At 68.4% G+C, this 21,737-nt stretch carries 16 protein-coding genes; 4 read left to right on the top strand and 12 right to left on the bottom strand.

Features of this window, described 5'->3' with window-relative positions; translation table 11 throughout:
• Positions 1 to 7 precede the first annotated feature (7 nt).
• The 4 genes from OG828_RS01785 to OG828_RS01800 form a co-directional block, all read right to left on the bottom strand.
• Positions 8 to 205 carry a hypothetical protein gene (locus OG828_RS01785; protein WP_328499847.1) on the bottom strand — a complete coding sequence of 66 codons (198 nt, stop codon included), beginning with the start codon at positions 203 to 205 and terminating at the stop codon, positions 8 to 10.
• Positions 202 to 1,086, bottom strand: coding sequence for a carbohydrate ABC transporter permease (locus tag OG828_RS01790; protein WP_328499848.1), 885 nt, complete (start codon positions 1,084 to 1,086; stop codon positions 202 to 204). The genes OG828_RS01785 and OG828_RS01790 overlap by 4 nt, the downstream gene beginning before the upstream one ends.
• Positions 1,083 to 2,042 carry a carbohydrate ABC transporter permease gene (locus OG828_RS01795; RefSeq protein WP_328499849.1) on the bottom strand — a complete coding sequence of 320 codons (960 nt, stop codon included), beginning with the start codon at positions 2,040 to 2,042 and terminating at the stop codon, positions 1,083 to 1,085. Before OG828_RS01795 ends, OG828_RS01790 begins: the two co-directional genes overlap by 4 nt.
• Positions 2,043 to 2,125: 83 nt before the next feature.
• Positions 2,126 to 3,475: an ABC transporter substrate-binding protein gene (locus OG828_RS01800; protein ID WP_328499850.1), complete on the bottom strand. Its 1,350-nt coding sequence runs from the start codon at positions 3,473 to 3,475 to the stop codon at positions 2,126 to 2,128.
• 408 nt (positions 3,476 to 3,883) lie between these two features.
• On the opposite strand from OG828_RS01800, the gene OG828_RS01805 reads away from it, so the two are divergent.
• Positions 3,884 to 4,024: a hypothetical protein gene (locus tag OG828_RS01805; protein ID WP_328499851.1), complete on the top strand. Its 141-nt coding sequence runs from the start codon at positions 3,884 to 3,886 to the stop codon at positions 4,022 to 4,024.
• 314 nt (positions 4,025 to 4,338) lie between these two features.
• Here OG828_RS01805 and OG828_RS01815 read toward each other — a convergent pair whose 3' ends face one another.
• Genes OG828_RS01815 through OG828_RS01830 form a run of 4 tightly spaced genes read right to left on the bottom strand, consistent with a single transcriptional unit; the run spans position 4,339 to position 10,682 of the window.
• The gene (locus OG828_RS01815; protein WP_328499852.1) at positions 4,339 to 7,557 is read right to left on the bottom strand and encodes a family 78 glycoside hydrolase catalytic domain; all 3,219 of its coding nucleotides are present in this window, start codon (positions 7,555 to 7,557) and stop codon (positions 4,339 to 4,341) included.
• A 32-nt stretch (positions 7,558 to 7,589) separates the two neighbouring features.
• Complete coding sequence (locus OG828_RS01820; RefSeq protein ID WP_328499853.1) at positions 7,590 to 8,861, bottom strand: ABC transporter substrate-binding protein; 1,272 nt, start codon at positions 8,859 to 8,861, stop codon at positions 7,590 to 7,592.
• Positions 8,862 to 8,916: 55 nt separating this feature from the next.
• Positions 8,917 to 9,738 carry a carbohydrate ABC transporter permease gene (locus tag OG828_RS01825; protein ID WP_328349483.1) on the bottom strand — a complete coding sequence of 274 codons (822 nt, stop codon included), beginning with the start codon at positions 9,736 to 9,738 and terminating at the stop codon, positions 8,917 to 8,919.
• A complete protein-coding gene (locus tag OG828_RS01830) occupies positions 9,735 to 10,682 on the bottom strand; it encodes a carbohydrate ABC transporter permease (RefSeq protein ID WP_328349484.1) in 948 nt (315 codons plus the stop codon). The genes OG828_RS01825 and OG828_RS01830 overlap by 4 nt, the downstream gene beginning before the upstream one ends.
• Before the next feature lie 328 nt (positions 10,683 to 11,010).
• Between OG828_RS01830 and OG828_RS01835 the strand changes: the two genes are divergently transcribed.
• Positions 11,011 to 12,051 (top strand): LacI family DNA-binding transcriptional regulator, encoded by a 1,041-nt coding sequence (locus OG828_RS01835; protein ID WP_328499854.1) that lies wholly within the window; start codon positions 11,011 to 11,013, stop codon positions 12,049 to 12,051.
• A 156-nt stretch (positions 12,052 to 12,207) separates the two neighbouring features.
• On the opposite strand, the gene OG828_RS01840 is transcribed toward OG828_RS01835, so the two are convergent.
• The 4 genes from OG828_RS01840 to OG828_RS01855 all read right to left on the bottom strand — a co-directional run bounded on the left by OG828_RS01840 (position 12,208) and on the right by OG828_RS01855 (position 17,186).
• A complete protein-coding gene (locus OG828_RS01840; RefSeq protein WP_328499855.1) occupies positions 12,208 to 13,638 on the bottom strand; it encodes a family 43 glycosylhydrolase in 1,431 nt (476 codons plus the stop codon).
• 398 nt (positions 13,639 to 14,036) lie between these two features.
• The gene (locus OG828_RS01845) at positions 14,037 to 14,864 is read right to left on the bottom strand and encodes a carbohydrate ABC transporter permease (RefSeq protein WP_328499856.1); all 828 of its coding nucleotides are present in this window, start codon (positions 14,862 to 14,864) and stop codon (positions 14,037 to 14,039) included.
• The gene (locus OG828_RS01850; RefSeq protein WP_328499857.1) at positions 14,861 to 15,793 is read right to left on the bottom strand and encodes a carbohydrate ABC transporter permease; all 933 of its coding nucleotides are present in this window, start codon (positions 15,791 to 15,793) and stop codon (positions 14,861 to 14,863) included. The genes OG828_RS01845 and OG828_RS01850 overlap by 4 nt, the downstream gene beginning before the upstream one ends.
• Positions 15,794 to 15,860: 67 nt before the next feature.
• Positions 15,861 to 17,186: an ABC transporter substrate-binding protein gene (locus tag OG828_RS01855; protein WP_328499858.1), complete on the bottom strand. Its 1,326-nt coding sequence runs from the start codon at positions 17,184 to 17,186 to the stop codon at positions 15,861 to 15,863.
• A gap of 317 nt (positions 17,187 to 17,503) precedes the next feature.
• On the opposite strand from OG828_RS01855, the gene OG828_RS01860 reads away from it, so the two are divergent.
• Both OG828_RS01860 and OG828_RS01865 read left to right on the top strand, forming a co-directional pair.
• On the top strand, positions 17,504 to 18,544 hold the full coding sequence (locus OG828_RS01860; protein WP_328499859.1) for a LacI family DNA-binding transcriptional regulator: 1,041 nt from the start codon (positions 17,504 to 17,506) through the stop codon (positions 18,542 to 18,544).
• Positions 18,545 to 18,755: 211 nt separating this feature from the next.
• Entirely contained in the window at positions 18,756 to 21,560 is a 2,805-nt protein-coding gene (locus OG828_RS01865) for a family 78 glycoside hydrolase catalytic domain (protein ID WP_328499860.1), read from the top strand.
• Positions 21,561 to 21,737: the final 177 nt, after the last annotated feature.

The following is a 21,737-nucleotide window of genomic DNA, read 5'->3' on the forward strand; positions in this document are numbered from 1 at the left end:
GGGGCGTTCACGAGGAGGCCGGGCCGGGCTGAATCTGGATCTTGCCCGCGCACGCCGTCGGGCAGGACCGCGCGGTCGGCGACCGGGGCGGCCACGAACTCGGCGGCGGCGCGGGGTGGGCGATACCCGGGCCGACCGCGACCCGCGCACCGACGGCGAACTCGTGGCCGGGGACGATGGGCCGGGCGATGACGACGGCTGTCACTTCACCGCTCCCAGGGACAGGCCGCGGACCAGTTTGTCCTGCGCGGCGAAGCCGGCGATCAGGACCGGGAGCGAGACGAGGGTGGCCGCCGCGCACAGCCGGGCCAGGAACAGGCCCTCGTTGGTGATGAACCCGACCAGGAAGACCGGCGCGGTGGAAGCCTGCGTCGCGGTGAGGTTCACGGCGAACATGAACTCGTTCCAGCTGAAGATGAAGCAGATCAGCGAGGTGGCGGCGAGGCCGGGCATGGCAACCGGCGCGACGACCCGCCACAGCACGGTGAGCAGTCCCGCCCCGTCGACCTCGGCCGCCTCCAGGATCTCCTTGGGGACCTCGGCGAGGAACGAACGCATCATCCACACCGCGATCGGCAGGTTCATGGCGGTGTAGAGCACGATCAGCGTCCACACGTTGTCCAGCATCCCGGCGTCCTTGACGATCAGGTACACCGGCAGGAGGGCCGCGATGGCCGGGAGGAACTTCGTGGACAGGAAGAAGAACATCACGTCGGTCCACTTCTCGACCGGCTTGATGGACAGCGCGTAGGCCGCCGGCACCGCAAGGGCGAGCACCAGCACCGTCGAAATGACGCTGGCCATGGCCGAGTTGAGGAGAAACGGGGTGATGTCCCGGCTGAACAGCAGCTTGTACTGGTCGAAGGTGACGGCGGCGAAGGGGGTCGGCGGGTTCGTCGCCGCGTCGGCCTCCTGGTGGAAGGAGGTGAGCACCATCCACGCCACCGGCGCGAAGAACGCCAGCGTGGCGAGCCAGGCGACGAACGTCCACAGCGGCGAAAGGCGCGGCGCACCGCCCTGGTCGTGATTGCGGCGCAGGAACTTCTTGAACCTCGCCCCGGGCGCGGCGACTGCTGCGTGAGTCATCGGGACACCTCCTCGCGGAACAGCGACGCGATGGTGCGCAGCGCGAACGTCGCGATCACGATCGCGCCGAGCACGACGACAACACCGGCGGCGGCTGCCTCGCCGTACTCGTACTTGCGGAACATGGTCAGGTAGATCTCGTAGGGCAGGTTGGTCGTCTGCTTGCCGGGCCCGCCCTGGGTGATGGTGAAGACCGCGTCGAAGGTCTGCACGACGTAGATCGTGCCGAGCAGGACACCCAGCTCGATGTACTGGCGCAGGTGCGGCAACGTGATGAAGCGGAAGGTCGCCAGCGCGGAGGCGCCGTCCATGCGGGCCGCCTCCAAGACGTCACCGGGCTGCGCCTGCAGACCGGCCAGCAGGATCAGCATCATGAACGGGGTCCACTGCCAGACCAGTGAGACCACGACGGCGGGCATGGGATAGGAGGAGATCCAGTCGACCGTGGGGCCGTTGTCCGCTCCGAACAGTCGGTATACGGCGTTGAGTGTGCCGTTGAGCAGGCCGTAGTCGGGGTTGTAGATGGCGTGCTTCCACAGCAGCGCCGCGGCGACCGGCATGACCAGGAACGGGGCGATGAGCAGGGTGCGCGCCAGCCCACGGCCGACGAACCGGCGGTCGAGCAGCATCGCCAGGCCGAGGCCGAGGATCACGCTGATGACCACCACCGACGCGGTGAGGACGACGGTGTTGAGCACCGCCGTACGCAGCCGTTCGTCGGTGAAGACGAACGCGAAGTTGGACAGGCCGACAAAGTGCCTCTCGCCCGGCTTGAGGATGTTCCACTGGAAGGTGGAGATCACGAGCGTGGCCACGAACGGCAGTTGCGTGACGACGATGGTGAAGATCAGCGCCGGAAGCAGGGGGATGCGACGCTTCCATTTGCTGATGCCCGAGGACTTCTGGGTTCGGGCGGGGGGTGGTGCGGTCTTGGGGGGTGCGGTGAGCGTGGTCATCGATGGTTCCTCCGCCAGTGACGGCCGGGTAGGGGGAAGCGGTGCCCGGCCGGGGGGAGGGCCGGCCGGGCGGTTTGTATGGGTCACTGGTAGTTCTTGGCGACTTCCTCGGCGAGCTTCTGACCGTCGTCGAGTGCCTTGTCCACGCTGGTCTTGCCGGCGATCGCGGCGGAGATCTCCTGGGTGACCTTGGTACCCAGGTCCTGGAACTCGGGGATGGCCACGTACTGGATGCCCACGGTCGGCCTGGGCTGGACGCCGGGGTTGGCCGGGTTGGCCTGCTCGATGGACTTCAGGGTGATCTCACCGAACGATCCGGCGGCCTTCTGGTACTGCGGGATCTCGTATGTGCTGGCCCGCTTGCCGGCCGGGACACGCGACCAGCCGAGCTTCTCGCCGACCAGCTGCTCGTACTTCTTGCTGGAGGCCCACAGCATGAACTGCGAGGCCGCGTCGGCGTTCTTGGTGGTCTTGGGCATGGCCCAGGCCCAGGCCCACAGCCAGCCGCTGCTCTTGGTCTCGACGGTCGGCGCGTAGGCGTAGCCGACATTCCCGGCGATCTTGCTGGAGGCGGGGTCCTCGAGTGAACCGGCCGCGCTGGTCGCGTCGTACCACATCGCGACCTTCTTCTGACTCAGCGCGTTGAGGCACTCGGTGAACCCGGCCTGCGGGGCGCCCGACTCTCCGTGCTTGCGGACCAGGTCGACGTAGAACTTTGTGGCTTCCTTGAAGCCGCCGCTGTTGACCTGCGCCTTCCAGTCCTTGGTGAACCAGGTGCCGCCGAAGGTGTTGACCATGGACGTCAGCGGCGCACCCAGCTCCCCCCAGCCGGCCAGACCGCGCAGGCAGATGCCCTTCATGCCGGGCTCGGCGCCGTCGACCTCGGCCGCGATGTCGGCGATCTGCTGCCAGGTCGGCCGTTCGGGCACCGTGATGCCCTTCGCCTTCATGACGTCCTTGTTGTACATGAGCATCGAGGACTCGCCGTAGAACGGCAGGGCGTAGAGCTTGCCGTCCGAGCCGGTGAGCGACTGGACCATCGGCTTGAGCAGGTCGGCCTTGTCGAAGCTGGTGTCCTTGTCGGCGTACGAGCCCAGGTCGTGCAGCCAGCCGTTCTTCTCCCAGATCGGCACCTCGTAGGCACCGATGGTGGCCACGTCGTACTGGCCGGCCTGGGTGGCGATGTCCTGGGTGACTTTGTCGCGCAGCTCGTTCTCGGGAAGGATCGTGAAGTTGACCTTGATCCCGGTGTCCTTGGTGAAGGTGCTCTTGGTCAGCTTCGCGATGTCCTCCATCTGCGGGTTGCCGACCATCAGGACGTTGATGCTCTTGCCCCCGCTGTCGCTGCCGCCGGCCCCGGCTCCGGAACAGGCGGTGGCGAGGAGAGCGGTGGCGGCGGCGCCGGCTATGAGGGCGTATCTGGTGGATCGCATGAGGGACCTCTCGTGCGGGTGGGTCTGGAAACTGCGTAGGGGCTCCCGCCGCGGCGCCGCTCGTCGGGACCTTGACTGAGCTCGGCTGGGGAGGGTGTGGACGCGACCCTGGGGTGTGGGGCGCGATATCGATGGCCGAATTATTATCAGGAGACTGCGCCGTTGTTAACACATCTTGCGAGAAAACTTCTGCGAATCTATCGTCAAGCTGTCTCGCGAGGGGGTGCGGGGCGCCTCCGCCGTCTCCAAGGAGTCCCGCATGAGTGCCAGACCGGAATCCGCAGACAGACCCGACGTCGCCGCCGGACCTGGCCGCCTCGAAGTCCCCACGGCGCTGCTCGCCTGCGTCTGCGACGACCACTTCGGCGATCCGCTGCGCGCCCCTCGGACCGGCCGTCCACTCCTTCCATGCGAACGCTGCCGCCCGCCGACCGTGACCTACGCCCGGAGCACCTCGCCGCCCTTCCCGGCGGTGGCGGGCTGCCCCTGGGCGCGGCGCTGCACGTCGGCTCGCTGGGGCTGCTCGCTGAAACCGTTCCTATGGACTGAGCGGGAGCGAGTCCTGTTGCCAGGACGCATGCTCAGCCGCGTGCTCCGAACGGTGTCGAGCACGCTGGTCGCCCGCTTCCGCCCCGCGTCCGGGCGGCACGCGTCTGTGCGTGGTCCGGGAACGCGGGGGGCGGGTTTCCCTCACGCCGCCGGGCCTCCGGTCCGGCCTGGGCGGTCCGATGCCCCGCACGACCACTCCGGTCGTGTAGGGGCGGTGCCGTCCGTCGCCGGATCGACCGCGGCGAGCACGATGTCCTGCTCGACGGCCATCGCCACCAGCCGGGCCTTGAGCCGGGCGGTGGGGAAGCGGGAGATCAGTCGGCGGAAGCGCTTGTTGCGGCCGTGCTTATCCCGCGTCTTGCCGTCTTCCTCTCGATTTCGCGGGCTGTGAACGTGTACCGACCCGAGGACACGGCGTAGGTGGCACGGTCGCCCCGCACGCCACGAAACTCCGCGCCGTCTGAGGCCACTTGGGCACGGCGTCCGCCGGTGGGCACCCGGACCTCCGCCGTGGTGTTGGGCGGGATCTCGACGTCCAGCCGGAACCTGCCGTCCTTACGGGTCCACTCCGCGGACACCAGCCCGTGCGGAGTGCGGTAGCTGCCCTCGACATGGGTGAGTCCGCCGACCGGACGAGGGTCGATGACCAGCTCGCGATAGCCGGCCTTGCCACGCGGCTGGCGGATGCCCGCCAGGCCGCTGTGGAACCACTCCTCGATCTGGAGCAGGATCATGTGGTTCTTGGAGTTGCCCATGTCCCACTGCTCGGGAATGGTCGTCAGGCCACCGGGATTGGCTGTCGTGGGCGTCATGAGGTAGCCGTAGCCGGGACGGGTGTCCTGCTGGAGGACCTCCCACAGGACGTCGTCGCGGCCGCCGTCGTGCAGCGCCCGGACGATCGGCGCGAGGCCTATGGTGCCGCCGCTGAAGTGCGGTCCGCCCCCGAAAGGCTGGTGGGCACGGACCAGTTCGACCAGCGCGTCGAGGACCTTCCCCCGCTCGCCCTCCGGTACCAGTCCCTCGTCCAGCGCGAGCGCCTGCGCGGCCTGGGTCGCCCCGGCAATGCCCTGTTCGCCATCGGCGGTGTAGCGGCCGAGGCTCACGTTGTAGAAGGCGTCGTTGAAGGCGTCTTTGATGTTGGCGGCGAGGTTGCGGTACTCGGAGGCGTCGGCGTCGCGCCCGATCAGCGCTGCCATCCGGGCCATGCGGTCGGCGATCTGGTGGTAGCCCCAGGTTCCGGTGATGCGGCCCGAGGTGTTCTCGCTGGCGATCCAGTCGGCCAGCGCGGCGTTGACGATGTAGGCGTCCGCGCCGGTGCCTGCCTTCCTGGTCCTGATGTAGTTCAGGAAGGCCTGCATCTGCGGGTAGTAGCGGCTCATCGTCTGGGTGTCGCCGTACGTCTCGTACAGCAGCCAGGGCACGAGGATGATGCCGTTGCCCCAGTTGATCTCGTCGCCGAACCTGCCGGTGTAACCCCAGTCGTAGACCGGGGCCTTGAGCGCCACGTTGCCGATGTTGTCGCCGGCCCTGGACTGGCCCTCCGCCAAGTGCCGCTGCATGGTACGCAGGTAGGCCGCGTATCCGAAGGTGCGGTGGAGGGATCCGAAGGGCTGCACGTAGTCGGCGGGGTAGGCGAGCTTTTCGCGTCCGGGACAGTCCGTGAAGGTGGACATGGTGTTGCTCATGATCGAGTAACGGGACATCCGGTGAATGCGGTTGATCCGGTCGTCGGAGGTCCGCACGGAGCCGGCCTCCGGCACGTCCGCATGGATCTGCAGGCCGGTGACCGTGTCCCGGGTCGGTACGTAGCCCTCGGGCAGGCCGGTCACCTGGAGCCACTGCATGCCGAAGTAGTGGAACTGCGGGTGCCAGCTCTCGCCACGCTGATCGCCGTATGTCGTGTAGGAGGCGAAGACGTCGGTGCCGCGGGCGGAGCCGCCACCCATGATGGACGCCTGGTTGACCGTGCCGTCGGCGTTGAGCGACTCGGCGGGGTACAGCTTGACGGTGGCTCCGGCCGGGAGCGGGCCGTCGAGCCTGAGCAGCGGCCAGCCGGCGAAGTTCTGCCCGAAGTCGAAGACCCACACGCCGGGTTGGGGCTGTGTGACGCCGACCGGGTGGAGCTTGTCGGCGACCTTGAGCGGCTCGGCCACGCGCCAGACCAGTTCGGTGGTCAGGTTGGGTGGGGGGGCGATTCCGGCGTCGGTCCAGCCCATGGGCGTGCCGTCGCGCCGCCGCGCCGCCGCGCCGAGGTCCGCCCCGGGGGCGGTCCAGGCGGGCTGCTCGCGGCGGGCGTCGTAGTCGGAGCCGGAGTACCAGTTGGCCGTGGTGGTCGGACCGAGGGCCGTACGCCACGAGCCGTCACTGACGACGGTCTGGACCGTCCCGTCGGCCTTGGTGATTTCCAGACGGGCGATCAGGCGTGGCGTGACGGCGGCACCTGCGCTCGGGTCGGTGCTCGCGAGGGAGTTGCCGGAGGCGGTGACGGCTGCCCCGCTGTCGTGTCCCGAGGTGAGGCCGGGGTGGAAGCTGATATCGGCGCTGCCGATCGCGGTGATGGTGCGGGACTCCAGGCGCTCGCCGCCGTCGCCGGTGTCGATGTTGACGGTGCCGCCGACGTGGTAGCCCTGCACGCTGCTCACGTTGATGGTGGTGGCGCCCTGGGCGACAGGCGCGACGAGGGTGCCGCTCCCCTTGAACTGGCTCTGCCACCAGCTGTACGGGGCGGTGCGACCGGCGCTGGGATACGTGACGGAACGGGTCACCAGTGCCGTCCCGTGGCCCAGCTCGACGCCCAGGGTGTTGTCGCCGGAGCGGACGAGGCGCGTGACGTCGTAGACCCGGTACTCGGTGGAGAGTTGGTAGTTGGAGTTGCCCGGAGCAAGCACCTCGTCGGTGACGGGCTTGTCGTTGAGCCGGGCCACATGCAGTCCGACGCCGGAGAGATACAGCCTCGCGCTGACGACCCTTCCGCCCGTTCGGAAGGAGCGGGCGAACACGGGAAGCGGCTGGTCGACGCTGCGGCCCGGGTACTCGATCCAGCGGGCCTCGCCCCAGTCGGAGCGCTTGAGGAGCCCCGCCTCCCACGAGACGGACCGGCTCCACGGCGTCGTGTCCCCGTCGGCGCTCCAGACCCGCACCCGCCACACCACCCGGTCGCGCGAGGCCGGCGCGGGGCCTCGCCAGGCCACATCGGTCTGGGCCGAGGAGCGGACCTTGCCGCTGTCCCACAGCAGCCGGCCCCGGTCGAGATCCTTCTCCGTGCGCGCCGCGTGGATCTGGTACGCGGACTGCGTCCACCCGGCACCGGCGCCGACCACCCGCCAACTCAGCCGCGGGGCAGGGTCGTCGACACCGAGAGGGCTGTCCTCGCGGCCGTCGACAGCGAGCCCGGTGACCCGCGCTCCGTGTCTGTCACCCTCCTCGTCGGCGTGGGCCGCATGCACGGGCAGCCCGGCCAGTCCTACCGCGGAGACGGCCATGGTGCCCACCACCTGTCTACGGCTCACCTCGACGCTGGGGATATCGGACATGCCAGAACCTCCGTTGATGTGAACGTTTCAGGTCAGCTTCCGGCTTTGTAGTCGGCGTCCATTTCGCCGAGGAGCTTGTCGGGCGTGGACTGGTCGCTGAAGATCTCCTGGAGCCCGCTGAGCATGGTCTGCTGGACCTTGGCGTTGGGCCACAACTGGTCCATGAACGGGACCGTGCGACCGTCCTGGATGAACGTGGAGAGTTCGGTCAGGGACGGGTCGACCGCGAACCCCGTGTCGGGGAGCGAGGGCAGACCCCCCTGCTTCTTGACGAACAGGTTCATACCCTCGGGCGACATCACGAAGTTCACGAACTTCAGGGCGAGATCCTCGTTCTTGGCCTTGGCGTTCACTCCGTAACCGGCACCCGCGGCGGCCGGGATGAGCGTCGCGGACGGGGCGTCAGTGGCCGGCAGCGCCTTGAAGGTGTACGTGCCCTGCGGGTTCAGCCCCTTCAGCAGCGCGATCACCCAGTTGCCCTGGACGATGCCGAGCGTCTTGCCGGTGGCGGCGAGCCGCTGGCTGGCTTCGTAGTTGGTGCCCAGCGGATTCTCCTGGAAGCACCCCGTCCGCTCCATCGTCAGGTACTTGTCCAGGGCAGTGGTCCACGGCGACTGCGCGAAGGTCGCCCGCCCGGCCTGCATCTTCTCGTCGAATTCCCGGTCGTCCCCGTACACGGTCGTGGCGACCAGGGCGTACAGGACGAGTTGGGTCACCCAGTTGTCCTGGTTGCCCAGCGCGAAGGCGGGAGTTCCCTTGGCTTTCGCGTCCCGGCAGAAGGACAGCAGCTTCGTCCAGGTGTCCGGCGGGGTGAGTCCGGCCTTCTCCATGGCCTGCTCGTTGTAGACCGCGCCGATCCCGTTCTGCCCGAAGACGGCGTTGTAGGTCTTCCCCTCGTACTGGGCGACGGTCTTGATCGCGTCGGGCATCTTGGCGGCCCAGTCCTGGTCCGAGAGGTCGCGCAGGTAACCCGGCTTGGCCAGGACGTGGGTGGCGCCGGGGTTGCCGTTGCCCGGCCAGACCGACATCACGTCGGGTGCCGTGCCGGAGGAGAGCTGGGTCCGGATCTGCTGCTGGTACTGGTCGGCTCCGCTGGTGGTGTAGCGGACCTTGACACCGGGGTTGGCCTTCTCGAACGCCTTGACCACGTCCTCGACAGAGCCCTGGTCGACCGAGGCCAGCGTCAGGGTCTTGGAACCACCACCGCCGCCCGAGTCGCCCGCTTTGGTGCCGCCGCTGCATGCGGCGAGGAGCGCGGTGGCTGTCACCGCGGCCAGCAGGACCGCTGGTGTGCGTGTCTTCATGATGTCTCCCTCGGGGAAGAGGCCACGGCCGTGGGTGTGGGGCGGGTGTCGTGTGTCATCCCCGCAGCCCTCCCGCGAAGCCGTTGATGATGCTGCGCTGCAGCAGGAAGTAGACGATCAGTACGGGCAGGATGCTGATCACCAGGGCGGCGAAGATGAGGTTCCAGTCGGTGACGTACTGGCCGACGAAGCCGGCGATCGCGACCGGCAGGGTCTGCTGGGCGCTGCCGCTGAGGTACAGCAGCGGGGTGAAGAAGTCGTTCCAGACCGCGACGGTGTTGAGCACCAGAGCCGTCACGGTGACCGGCTTGAGCATCGGCAGCACGACGTGCCGAAAGCCCTGCAAGGGTGTGCAGCCGTCGATCAGGGCGGCGTCCTCGAAGTCGCGGGGCAGGGCGCGCAGGAAACCGACGTAGAGGAAGACGGTGAAGGGCACTTGTAGACCGGAGTAGAAGAGGACCAGTGCCCAAGGGGTGCCGAGCAGCCCCATGTCGCGCATGGTCTGGTAGAGCGGCAGCGAGGCGAGTTGGAAGGGCAGGACCAGGCCCAGGAGGACCAGCAGGTAGGTGCCGCGTGACCAGCGTGCCGTGACGCGGGCCAGCGGATAGGCGGCGAGCGAGGAGACGGCCAGCACGATGACGACGCTGCACACCGTCACCAGCACGCTGTTGGCCAACGCGCCGCCGAGCGCGCCCTGTTGCCAGGCCTGCGAGAAGTTGTCCAGGGTCGGGGAGGAGGTCGGTTCGATGGGCGAGGAGGTGTCCGACGTCGGTCGAACCGCGAGGTTGACGAGGACGTACACGGGGAAGCCCACGAAGAGCGCGGCGGCGATCATCGCCAGTTCGAGGGCGAGCGTGCGGGGACGGTAGCGGTTCATGACACGGCCCTCTCGTTGCGGGACAGCAGCAGGTACTGACCGCTGGACACGACCGCGACGATGATCGTCAGCACCACGGCGAGGGCGATGCTGTAGCCGAACTCGCCCAGGGTGAAGGCGTCTTTGAAGATCAACGTCGAGATGGTGTCGGTGGCGTGCCCGGGCCCGCCGCCCGTCAGCGCGTAGACCTGGTCGAACAGTTTGAGCCCACCGATGATCGACAGCATCAGGTTGACGGTGAACGCGGGAGCCAGCAGCGGCCGGGTCACCGACCAGAAGCGCCGTACGGGACCGGCTCCGTCAATCTCCGCGGCCTCATGGATCTCCTTCGGCACCGACTGCAGCCCTGCCAGGAAGATGACCATGGAGTAGCCCGCGAACTGCCACACGATCACCGCGACCACGGACCACAGCGCAAGGCTCGGACTGCCCAGCCAGTCCTGTCGCCAGCCGCCCAGTCCCACCGCGCCCAGCAGGCTGTTGACCGCCCCGTCCGGGCCGAGCAGGTTCCGCCACAGGTAGGCGGTGACGATCGGCGTGATCACGGCCGGGGCGAACAGGAACACCCGCAGCACGTTGCGGGACTTGATGGCCGCGTTGACCCCGAGAGCCAGCGCCAGACCCAGCGCGTTCTGGATGACCGTGATCGACACGGCGATCAGCAGGGTGTGCCAGATGGCCTGCTTGGCGTCGGCGTCGCCGAACATGTCGGCGAAGTTGTCCAGCCCGACGAAGGAGAAGTCGGGGTCGAGGCCGTCCCAGTCGGTGAAGGCGTAGTACACACCGCGCACGCTCGGCACCAGGACGACGAAGGCGAACAGCAGCAGGGCGGGCAGCGCGAACCACCAGGGCGGGTTGTTGCGGGGACGGTGCGCCTTGGCCACCGGCGTCGTGCGAGAAGTGCGGTCGTGGTCCGTCAGTTGCTCGTGCGGGGCCAGGGTCACAGGCGGACTTCTTCCTTGAAACGTTTCAAAGAGTGGCGCAATCAGAGCTTCGGTCGACTCGACGCCGTAGGGCGACCAGCCGGCTGTCATGTCTTTGGGATGTGGTCCGGTACCGAGTACGGGTGATCCGATCCCGGCTCGTGGGTAACGTTCCCCACAGGGTGCTGCCAGACCCTAGAGAGCGTCCCGCATGACGTCAAGATGCCGCGCAAACTGCGCTGCCGTTACGGCGACAAGGGCAGCTCGACCATGAGCATCGCCTTACTGATCTGTGCCTTCGTCCGTACACTCTGCGGCAACGTTCCCCACTACGTCGGAGGGCGCCCGAATGGAGCCGCCAGCAGCGCGGCGCCGCGTCACGATCGTCGACGTCGCGCGTCACGCCCAGGTGTCCACGACCGCTGTGTCCAAGGTGCTGCGCAACGCCTACGGCGCCAGCCCCGAGATGCGCGCGAAGGTGCGCCGGGCGATCGACGAGCTGGGCTACCGGCCGTTCGCGGCCGCTCGGGGGCTGCGCGGGCAGACGTACACCATCGGTGTGATGCTGCCCGACATCCGCAATCCCTTCTTCCCCGAGATCCTCGACGGAATCACCGGTTGGCTCGCGGACACCGACTACCAGGTGTTCCTGGGGCCTGGCGGCTGCAATGACGAGAAGGCGGAGGCACGCGTCACGGAAGCCATGATCGACCGCGGGATGGACGGGCTCATCCTGATCGCGCCCATCTCACCGCGCGCCCATCTCGAACGCGTCGCCTCCGCCGTCCCGACCGTGGTCGTCGGCCGGCACGGGCACTCCCCGGTGTACGACGCCGTCACGGACGACGACGTGGCAGGCGCGTTCCTCGTCGTCCGTCACCTCGCCGGCCTCGGGCACCGCCGGATCGCCCATATCGAGCACCACGAAACCGACCCGACGCGCATCGCGGAGATGCCCAACGCCCAGCGCGCGGACGGCTATCGGCAGGCCATGCGGTCCCTCGGCCTCGCGGACGAGATCGACATCGTCTCCACCAGCTACACCCAGCAGGGCGGGTACGAGGGTGCGAAGGAACTCCTCGCGCGGCCGCTGAGGCCCACGGCGGTCTTCGCCGGTGCGGACATCGTTGCCATGGGCGTGCTGGAGGCGTTCACCGAAGCCGGGCTGTCCGTTCCCGGGGACATCTCGGTGGCCGGCTACGACAACACGACCTTCGCCTCCTTCGGCCCGATCTCGCTCACGAGCGTCGACCAGGCGGGCACCGAGATCGGCGCGAACGCCGCCCGCCTCCTCCTCGAGCGGATCGCCGACCGCCAGAAGGCACCGACACAGGTCAAGCTCTCCCCCACTCTGGTGCCGCGCCGGACCTCCGCTCCTCCTTCGGCGTAGACGGCTTCCACCTCGGAGCTCTTCAACCAGCGGCTGTGGCGACGGAGTCGGCTCGCCGCGCGACGTGGCGCTGGTGATCGCGCAGGTGTCGACTCCGGGCAGGCCGAGGTGCACGGCCCGCCCGGAGTCCCCGCCGGTCGGCGGTTGTCCCGCGCGTCAGACCGCCATCCACTGCTGGTTCGCGCCGGCGGTGCAGGTCGACTGGTCCACTGCCGCGCCGTTGGCGGTCGACGCCCCGGCGACCTGGAGGCACTTGCCGCTGCGCACGTTGGTGAAGGTGACGTAGCCGCCGATGACCGCTGTCCTCTTCCACAGCTGGTGCGATCCCCCGGTGCACGTCGACTGGACTGCCACCGCTCCGTCGGCCTTGGACGCGCCGGAAATCTGCAGACATTTGCCGCTGTTGACGTTGACCAGCCTGTAGTTGGAGCCGACGGCCTTGGGCTCCCACTGCTGGTTGGCTCCGGCGTTGCAGTTCCCTGAGTTGACCGCCGCCCCGTCCGCCGTGCTCAGGCTCCAGACGTCCGCGCACTTGGCGCTGTTCCGGTTCAGCAGGTGGTTGTTCGGGGCCCCCAGCGGGCCGGCGACGACCGGCCAGCCGTTCGCGAAGGTCACCTTTCGGATGTCGAGGGTCTCCTGTCCGGAGTTGTTGCCGTCGTAGTAGTGGTAGGCGAGGAACTTGGACGCGCCGTCGTCGAAGGCGTCGGCTCCGCCGGCGGCCACCTTGGGGTAGGCGCCAGTCAGGACGGTGGTGCCGCCGTTGGCGGCCATGTCCGTACCGTTCTGGTCGAGGTACGGTCCCGTGATGCTGGTGGACCGGCCGACCACGGTGTAGTACGTGCTGTTGGTCCCGCTGCAGCAGGTGCCCTTGGAGCCGAAGAGGTAGTAGTAACCGCCGTTGAGGATGATCGTCGGGTTCTCGATGTTGACGGCGATGCGCCAGAGGTTGTGGTCGGTGGTGGACAGCTTGCCGGTGGACTGGTCCAGGACGTGCATGTAGGTGCCGGAGCCGGTCCAGGAGCCCCAGGAGATGTACAGCCGCCCGTCCGGTCCCCAGTCGACGTTGGCGTCGATCGGGTAGTTGACGTCGGTGACCATGCCCTGGTCGGTCCAGGGACCCTCGATGTTGGTGGCGGTGGCAAGGCCCATCACGGCGTAGTTGGTACCCCAGAGGGAACCGGCGTAGTACAGGTGGTACTTGCCGTTGAAGTACTTGATGTCCGGGGCCCAGATGTTCGGCGGGGTCGAGCCGAGCTTGTCGGTGATCCAGGACGGGGTCGACTCCCAGACGTTGCCCACCTTTGTCCATCCGGACGCCGCGGTGGCGTTGCACGTCTTGCGGATGGTGATGGCTCCGCTGGGGTTGAGCGAGTCGTTCTCGAACCCGGTGGAGAAGCCGTAGTGGCAGCTGCCCACCTTGATGACGCTCGGGTCGTGCATGCGGAGGTCACCGCTGAGCGCCTGGGCGGGAGATGCGGTGACCAGGCCGAGAACGGTCAGGAAAGCGACCAGGGCCGCTGCGAGTGCGGGCCGGCCGCGTCTTGCGCCGAACCCCGGACGTGGCCCCGGGTCGTTGTGGACGTGCATGCGAGACTCCTTTGTGTCGCTGTGGAGGGGCGGGGATCATCCCCGTCGGCGTTGGCTGTTTCGGGCAGCGCTGTAACGAGCGGGGAGTCTGGGAAATCGGCACAGCGCGCGGATGCGGGCCGGACCGGCGGTTCCGCCGGATCGCGTCTCCCCGGGGGCGGGTGTGGGGCCGGGCTCCGGCCCGCCCGGCATGGCTCGAGCCGCTGCCGGGGTCCCTGTCTGTTCGGCCAAGCGGCTTTGGTGAAGTCCGGTGCGGTGCCGCGCCCCGTAAGGGGCACGGGGCTGTGACAATGTGCGGCTCCGCCGCGATGGGGGCCCCGCTCGAGCGAAGTCGAGAGTGGCGGAGCGACGAGCCCTCACCGGCCCGCAGGTTCCTCACCGGCATTCCAGCGGAGCGCCTAGCCCTTGACCGCTCCGGCGGTCATGCCCGCCACGATCTGCCGGTTGAAGAACAGGAACATGATCAGCGGCGGAACCGTGATGAGCAGGATGTCCATGAAAAGCAGGTTGTAGCTGGTGCTGTACTGGCTCTGGAAGTTGAACAGCGTCAGCTGAACGGTGGCGTTCTGCTCGCCGGGCAGGAAGTACAGCGGGTTGGTGAAGTCGTTGAAGACCGCCACCGACTGCACGACGATCACCGTCACGATCACCGACCGCAGCACCGGGAAGATGACCCGGAAGAACAGCCGCAGCGGCGACGCCCCGTCGATGATGGCGGCCTCGTCGAGTTCGCGCGGGATGGTGGCGATGAAGGCGCGGAACAGCAGGATGGAGAAGGACAGGCCGAACGCGATCTCCACCAGGATCAGCCCGGGGAGGGTGCCGAACAGGCCGGCCTTCTGCAGGACCCAGATCGTCGGGACGACCGCCGGCGGGATGATCAGCCCGGACAGGACCAGGAAATTGATCAGGCCCGTCCACCGGGTGACCCGGCGCTGCAGCACGAAGGCGACCATCGCCCCGAGGACGACCATCACCGCCACACTCGCGACGGTCAGGATCACGCTGTTGATGAAGGCGATGGTGAGGATGTAGTCCCGGGCCTGCACCACCTGGACGAGGTTGTCCACCAGTTGGAAGTTGCGCGGCCAGGAGAAGTCGAGCTGCGCGGCCTGCTGGGGATCCTTCACGGCCGTGAGCACGATGAGCGCGAACGGGACGACGAAGACGACGATGCTGACGGCGACCGACAGGACGGCGAGCCAGGTACGGGCGGGGTTCTTCATCGCTCCACCTCCTTGCGGGCCAGGAAGCGGGACAACGGGACGATGATCGCCGTCACGACCAGGAAGAGGATGACGTTTCCGGCGGTCGACAGGCCGTAGAAGCCCGCCTGGTACTGCTTGTAGATGACGGAGGCGACCACGTCGGAGCTGAAGCCCGGACCGCCGCGCGTCATGGCCCAGATGAGGTCGAAGGACCGCAGGCCGCCGATGAGCGACAGGATGATGACGGTCGAGGTCGCCGGCCAGCTCAAGGGCAGGATGACGTTGCGGAACAGCTGCCACGGACCCGCCCCGTCGATCTTCGCCGCCTCGTAGTAGTCCTGCGGGATGGACACGATGCCTGCGATGTAGATGACGGTGGCCAGGCCGACGCCTTTCCAGACGTCGACGAAGGCCACCGAGAACAGTGCCAGCGACGGGTTCGTCAGCCATCCCGGACCGTCGATACCGACCGCCGAAAGAGCCTTGTTGATCGCGCCGGTGGAGGGATCCATGAACGCGGTGAAGGTGATGCCGACGCCCACGGTGCTGACCAGCACCGGGAAGAACACCACCGACCGCAGATAGCCGCGGGCGCGGATCTGGCTGGTCAGCAGGATTCCCAGGAGGAGGCCGAGGACCACTTTGAGGCCCGAGGTGACGACCGCGTAGAGGAAGGTGTTGACGAGGCCCTTGACGAGGGCGGTCTCCTGGAAGAACTCGGTGTAGTTGTCCAGCCCGATGAAGGTCGACTTGGAGATGGTCCACCTGGTCAGGCTGAAGTAGAACGACGCGAAGGTAGGGATCAGGAACAGCGTCCCGTAGATCACCGCGGCGGGCAGGTAGAACCAGGTGGGATAGGCGCTGCGCATCTTGGCTGACCGGCGGGCCCTGGTCGCCGCTGTCGGCTGTTTGGCCGTCGGTGGCCTGGTCGGTGCAACTGTGGTCATCGATCGACCTCTCTCGGGTGCCTCCCCGCGCTCCTGCCGGAGCCGGGGAGGCACTGGGTTCCGTTCCCTACCAGCCCGACAGCCCGAGCTGCTGAGCCTGCTTCTTGACGTCCTTGTCGTACTGGGCCGCGCCCGTCTTCGCGCTGGTGATGCCGGAGCCGACCTGGACGGAGATCTGCTCCAGGCTCGGGCCCTTGACCGGCGAGAGGAACTCCAGGGCCGGGCTCTGGGCGCCCTTCGTGAAGTACGCCGCGACGTCCTTGGTGATGGTGGGGACATCCGCCGGCAGGGTGCAGCCCTTGACCAGGTAGGGGCCGGTCGGCGTCGACGCCTTCGCCTGGGAGGTGCAGCCGGCCGGGCTCGCGGCGAACGCGAGGAACTTCCGAGCCGCGGTGAGCTTGTCCCCGGTGGTGCTCTTCGGGACGAAGAAGGCGTTAGGGAACCACGCCGTCAGGCCGTTGGCCGAGGCGTCGTCTCCGGGCAGGGCGAAGAAGCCGATGTCGTTCAGCTGGTCCGGGTTGCTCGTCTTGATCGCGCCGATGACGGTGGAGAGCATCGGGTACTGGGCACCCTTGCCGGTGGCCAGCATCTGCAGGCCCTTGACGAGCGTGGCCGACGCGAAGTCGGAGTTCTTGAGCTTCAGGTCATGGATCTGCTCCAGACGCTCGAAGCCCTTGACCGCGTTCGCGTCGGTCGCGAATTTCACCTTGTTGGCGGTGTACTTCTCCGCGAAGTCCGGTTCCGCGGCGGACACGTTATGGAAATCGCCCAGTACGAGGAGCTGCGACGTCCAGGTTTCCTGGTAGGTCTGGATAACCGGGGCGATGCCGGCGGCCTTGATCTTCTTGCTGTTGTCGATGAACTGAGCCCAGGTCGTCGGCACGTTCAGGCCGAGCTTGGCGTAGACCTTCTTGTTGTAGAGGACACCGCCGCCCAGAGCCGAGCCGAAGGGGACGCCGTATGTCTGGTCGTTGACCGTGACCTGCGGGAGGAAGGACTTGTCGAGCGTCTTGACGTACGGGTCCTGAGTGATCGGCGTGAGGTTCTTCCCCGGGTCGATCTGCTGGAACAGGGAACCGGTGTTGTACGAGAAGAGGTCGCTCATGCTGCCCGTCTGCAGCCGCGTCTTGATGAGATTGTCGCCGTCGACTCCACCGGGACGCGTCTCCACGCTGACCCTGATCGTCGGGTTCTCGGCCTCGAAGTCCTTCGCCAGCCGCTTGGCGGCCTCGAGGTTGTCGGGCGCGTTGTCGACGAGCAGCTTGATCGTCGTCGCGCTGCCGTCCCCGCTGGACGAGCCGAGAGAGCCGGCGCTGCACGCGCTGAGCAGGAGCGGCAGAGCGGCGGCAGCCGCAACGGCCGTCCTTCTCTTGGCGCGAGTGGTTGACCTCATGGGAAGTTCCTTCGTTCGAGCGTGATGAATCGTTTCAATCCAGGGGTTTGGCACCTCGCGACAGTGACGCTTGGACACTGGGTCACGATTGGACAGTGGCCTCCAGACCCTCTGGCGCGATCGACCACTTCTGACACCCCGGGCGACCGGCTGTACCGCAGTCACCCGGCGGGCCTGCCAGAGGACCTTTCGTGTAACGTTCTACGAAGAGCTGTCCCACAGGGTGAAGCGAACGGACCGGAGCCGTCAAGCCATCCGCAGGTAACGTTCCGGAAACACCAAAAGGGCAAGCGGCGCATGACCACGGAGGGGACCCCATGCAATCGGCAGGCGGCTCGAAAAGGGTCACCATCACCGACGTCGCGCGCACCGCGGGCGTGTCCACCTCCGCCGTGTCGAAGGTGCTGCGCAACGCCTACGGGGTGAGCCCCACGATGCGGGAGCGGGTGCAGACGGCCATGGCCGAGCTGGGCTACCGCCCGCACGCCGCCGCCCGTGGCATGAGGGGCCGCACCTACACGATCGGCGTTCTGCTCGCGAGCATCCGCAACGCCTTCTACGCCGACCTGCTGGAAGGCGTGGACGCGCAGCTGCGGAACACCGAGTACGCGCTGTTCATCGGGTCCAGCATCTCCTCCGAGATGGAGGATCAGACCAAACTGATCCACGCCATGGTGGACCGGCAGATGGACGGCCTGATCCTGATCGCGCCCGCCGTTCCCCGCACGGAGGTGGTGCGCATCGCCGCCGCGGTGCCGACGGTGGTGATCGGCCACCACGACCCCTCGCAGGCGTACGACTGCGTCGTCAATCAGGACGGGGCCGGCGTCGACCTGGTCATCGACCATCTGGTCGGCCTGGGACACCGGGACATCGCCCACATCTCGCATCCGACGGTGCGGGGCAGCGGATGGGAACAACGGCCCGAGCACCACGTCAGGGCCGCCTATCACGCGGCGATGACCCGGCACGGCCTGGCGGACCTGGCCCGGGTGGTGCACTCCGGGTACTCGGACGAGGGCGGCTACCGCGGCGCCATGGAACTGCTCGCCTCCGCCCGCCCGCCCACCGCGATCTTCGCCGGTGCGGACGTCGCCGCGACCGGAGTCTTCCGGGCCGCCGCCGAACTCGGCCTGCGCATCCCCGGCGACCTCTCGCTCGCCGGATACAACAACACCTCTGTCGCCGCCCTCGCCCCCGTGAGCCTGACCAGCGTCGACCAGGCGGGCGCCATGATGGGCGAGACCGCTGCCCGGCTGCTGCTGGAGCGCATCGAGAAGCGGCGTGACCGCGCTGTCGTTACGGCGTCGACCCCGCACCTGTTGACGCGCGGCAGCACGGCACCGCCCGGCGCCTGATCAACCGCCACGCCCCCGCGACGAGGCGGGCGGATCCACGCCGGACGGACACCGGACCGACGGCGAGGCGGCCAGGCGTCCGCCCGCTGGAATTTCCCGTCGCTCCCCTTGGGAATTTCCTGCCGCTCCCCTTGACGCGCCGGACATCTGCGCCCAGGGTTGAGTCGTTTCAAACGTAGAACGATGCACACAACTGGGAACGAGAGCTGGCATGAGCCTTGAGCGTCCGGAACCCGACACCACGGTGGTCGCCATCCGGTTCGAGCACCGGGATGACGCACTCGGCGTCGGTACGCCGGAACCCCGTCTGTCCTGGCAGGTCCGCACCGACGACCCCGCCTGGCGGCAGACGGCGTACGAGGTGAAGCTGGACGGCGACACGACGGTACGGGTCGAATCGGCCGAACAGGTGCTCGTGCCCTGGCCGTTCGCGCCCCTGCCCTCACGCGGCCGGGCGAGCGTCCGGATCCGGGTGGCCTCCGGAACGCGATGGAGCGACTGGAGCGCGCCCGCCACCGTGGAGACAGGACTGCTGCGCCCCGGCGACTGGACCGCCCGGTTCATCACGCCCCGCCATCATGGCGCCTTGGACGCGCCTGCTCCGGAACTCGTACGGACGGTCGTGCTGCGGGCGGACATGGTCTCCGCTCGTCTGTACGCCACAGCTCACGGTGTCTACGCCGCGTCCCTGAACGGCACCCGGGTCGGCGACGAGGTCCTCGCGCCGGGCTGGACCAGCTACCGCCACCGGCTGCGCTACCAGACCCACGACGTCACCGCGCTGCTCAGGGAGGGTGAGAACACCGTCTCGGTCGTGCTCGGCAACGGCTGGTACCGCGGCCACCTCGGCTGGTGGGGTGACCGCGCGCTGTACGGCGACCAGCTGGCCCTGCTCGCCCAGCTGGAGGTCCGCTATGCCGACGGCTCAGTGGAGGTCTTCGGGACCGACGACGAGTGGCGGGCCCGGGGCACCGGCATCGTCGCCGACGATCTCTACCAGGGTCAGCGCACCGACCTGCGATTCACGCCGGGCGAAGCCGATGGCCCGGTGGACGTGCTGTCCGATGAGGAGGCGGACCTGGCGCGGCTCGTCGCCCCGGAGGGCCCGCCTGTACGGGTCATCGAGGTGCTGCCGGCCCTGAAGGTCTGGCAGTCGCCGTCCGGCCGTACGCTCGTCGACTTCGGGCAGAACGTCGTGGGCTGGGTCCGCCTGCGCCTGCGCGACACCGCGGCCGACACGGAGGTCACCGTCCGGCACGCGGAGGTCCTGGAGGACGAGGAGCTGTGCACCAGGCCGCTGCGCACGGCCGACGCCACCGACACCTACCTCCTGGCCGACGGTGCGGAGACCGTCCTCGAACCCTCGCTGACGTTCCACGGCTTCCGGTACGCCGAGGTCACGGGCGTACCAGACCTGGAGGTGGAGGATCTGCAGGCTGTGGTCGTGGCCAGCGACCTGCGCCGCACGGGCTGGTTCTCCTGCTCGGACCCGGACCTGGAGCAGTTCCACGAGAACGTCGTCCGCGGCACGCGGGGCAACTTCCTGGACGTACCGACAGACTGCCCGCAGCGCGACGAGCGGCTCGGCTGGACCGGCGACATCCAGGTCTTCTCCCCCACCGCCGCCTTCCTCTTCGACGCCGCGGGCTTCCTGTGCTCCTGGCTCGCCGACCTCGCCGCCGACCAGCATCCCGACGGCGCGGTGCCCTGGGTGATCCCCGACGTGCTGGACAACGCGGCCCCGACCGCGGCGGCCTGGGGCGACGCGGCGCCGGTTGTGCCCTGGGTGCTGTACGAGCGGTACGCCGATCGCGGCATCCTGGAGCGGCAGTTCACCAGCGCCCGCGCCTGGGTCGACAAGATCACCTCGCTCACCACGGACGGCGTGTGGGCGGGCGGCTTCCAGTTCGGCGACTGGCTCGACCCCACCGCACCGCCCGACGACCCGTTCGCAGCCCGCACTCCCGCGGACGTCGTCGCCACCGCGTGCCTCGTGCGGTGCGCGGACATCGTCGCCCGCACGGCGGAAGCACTGGGCCGCTCCGAGGAGGCCGCACGGTACTGCGCGCTCGCCGAGCGGACCCGGGAGGCATTCGCCCGCGCGTTCGTCACACCGGCGGGCCGGATCCTGGGCGACTCGCCGACCGCCTACGCCATGGCTCTGCAATGGGACCTGCCGACCTCCCCGCTGCAGCGCGAGGCCGCCGGACACCGGCTCGCCGACCTCGTCCGCACGAACGGCTTCAGGATCGCCACCGGATTCGTCGGTACGCCCCTGATGACGGACGCGCTCACCTCCGCCGGCCATCCGGACCTCGCCCACCGGCTGCTGCAGGAGAAGGGCTGCCCCTCCTGGCTGTATCCCGTGACGATGGGCGCCACCACCGTCTGGGAACGCTGGGACAGCATGCTGCCCGACGGCAGGGTCAACCCCGGCCAGATGACCTCCTTCAACCACTACGCGCTCGGAGCCGTCGCGGACTGGATGCACCGCACCGTGGCCGGACTGGCCCCCGCGGCACCCGGCTACCGGGAAATCACCGTGCGCCCGCTGCCGCACCGGTCGCTCACCCACGCCACGGCCGTGCATCTCACCCCGTACGGCGAGACATCGGTGGGCTGGCGGCGCGAGGAGGGCCGCTTCCACCTGAAGGTGGTCGTGCCCGTGGGGGCACGGGCCACCGTCCACCTGCCCGGTTCCGGGCAGCCGCCGGTGACCGTGGCTCACGGCACACACACCTGGACCACCGAGGATCCCTGCCCCGCCTCGGCATCGTCCGACATAACCACTGTGCGGGACCTGATGGACGACGCCCAGCTCTGGGGGCAGACGGCCGGCGTCCTGTCCCGGCACGGACTGGGCAGCGACTCGGCAGAAGTGGCCCGGCGACTGGGCCCCTTCCTGGACCTGCCCGCCCGCCGACTGCCCGCCCTGCTGAACAGGGTCCTCCTCGAAGACGGCGGCACCAACGCCGCTACCGAGCTCGAAGCCCTGCTGAGCGGCACAGCGGACTGAACGTCCGCAACGCGCACGGCGCGCTTCGCAGCGACGTCTCCCAGCACTACGGCTCTCCAGCGCCTCTTCTTCTCACGAGTTACGCCGCGAGGGCGTCCGCTGTGGTGAGTGGACGTCCTCGCGGCAGACAAAGCACTGCCACGGCGCCAGGGACAGGACACCCACGCCGCATCAGCT

Origin of the sequence: Streptomyces sp. NBC_00457 (genome assembly GCF_036014015.1) — a bacterium.
In the GTDB taxonomy this organism is placed as follows: Bacteria; Actinomycetota; Actinomycetes; order Streptomycetales; family Streptomycetaceae; genus Streptomyces.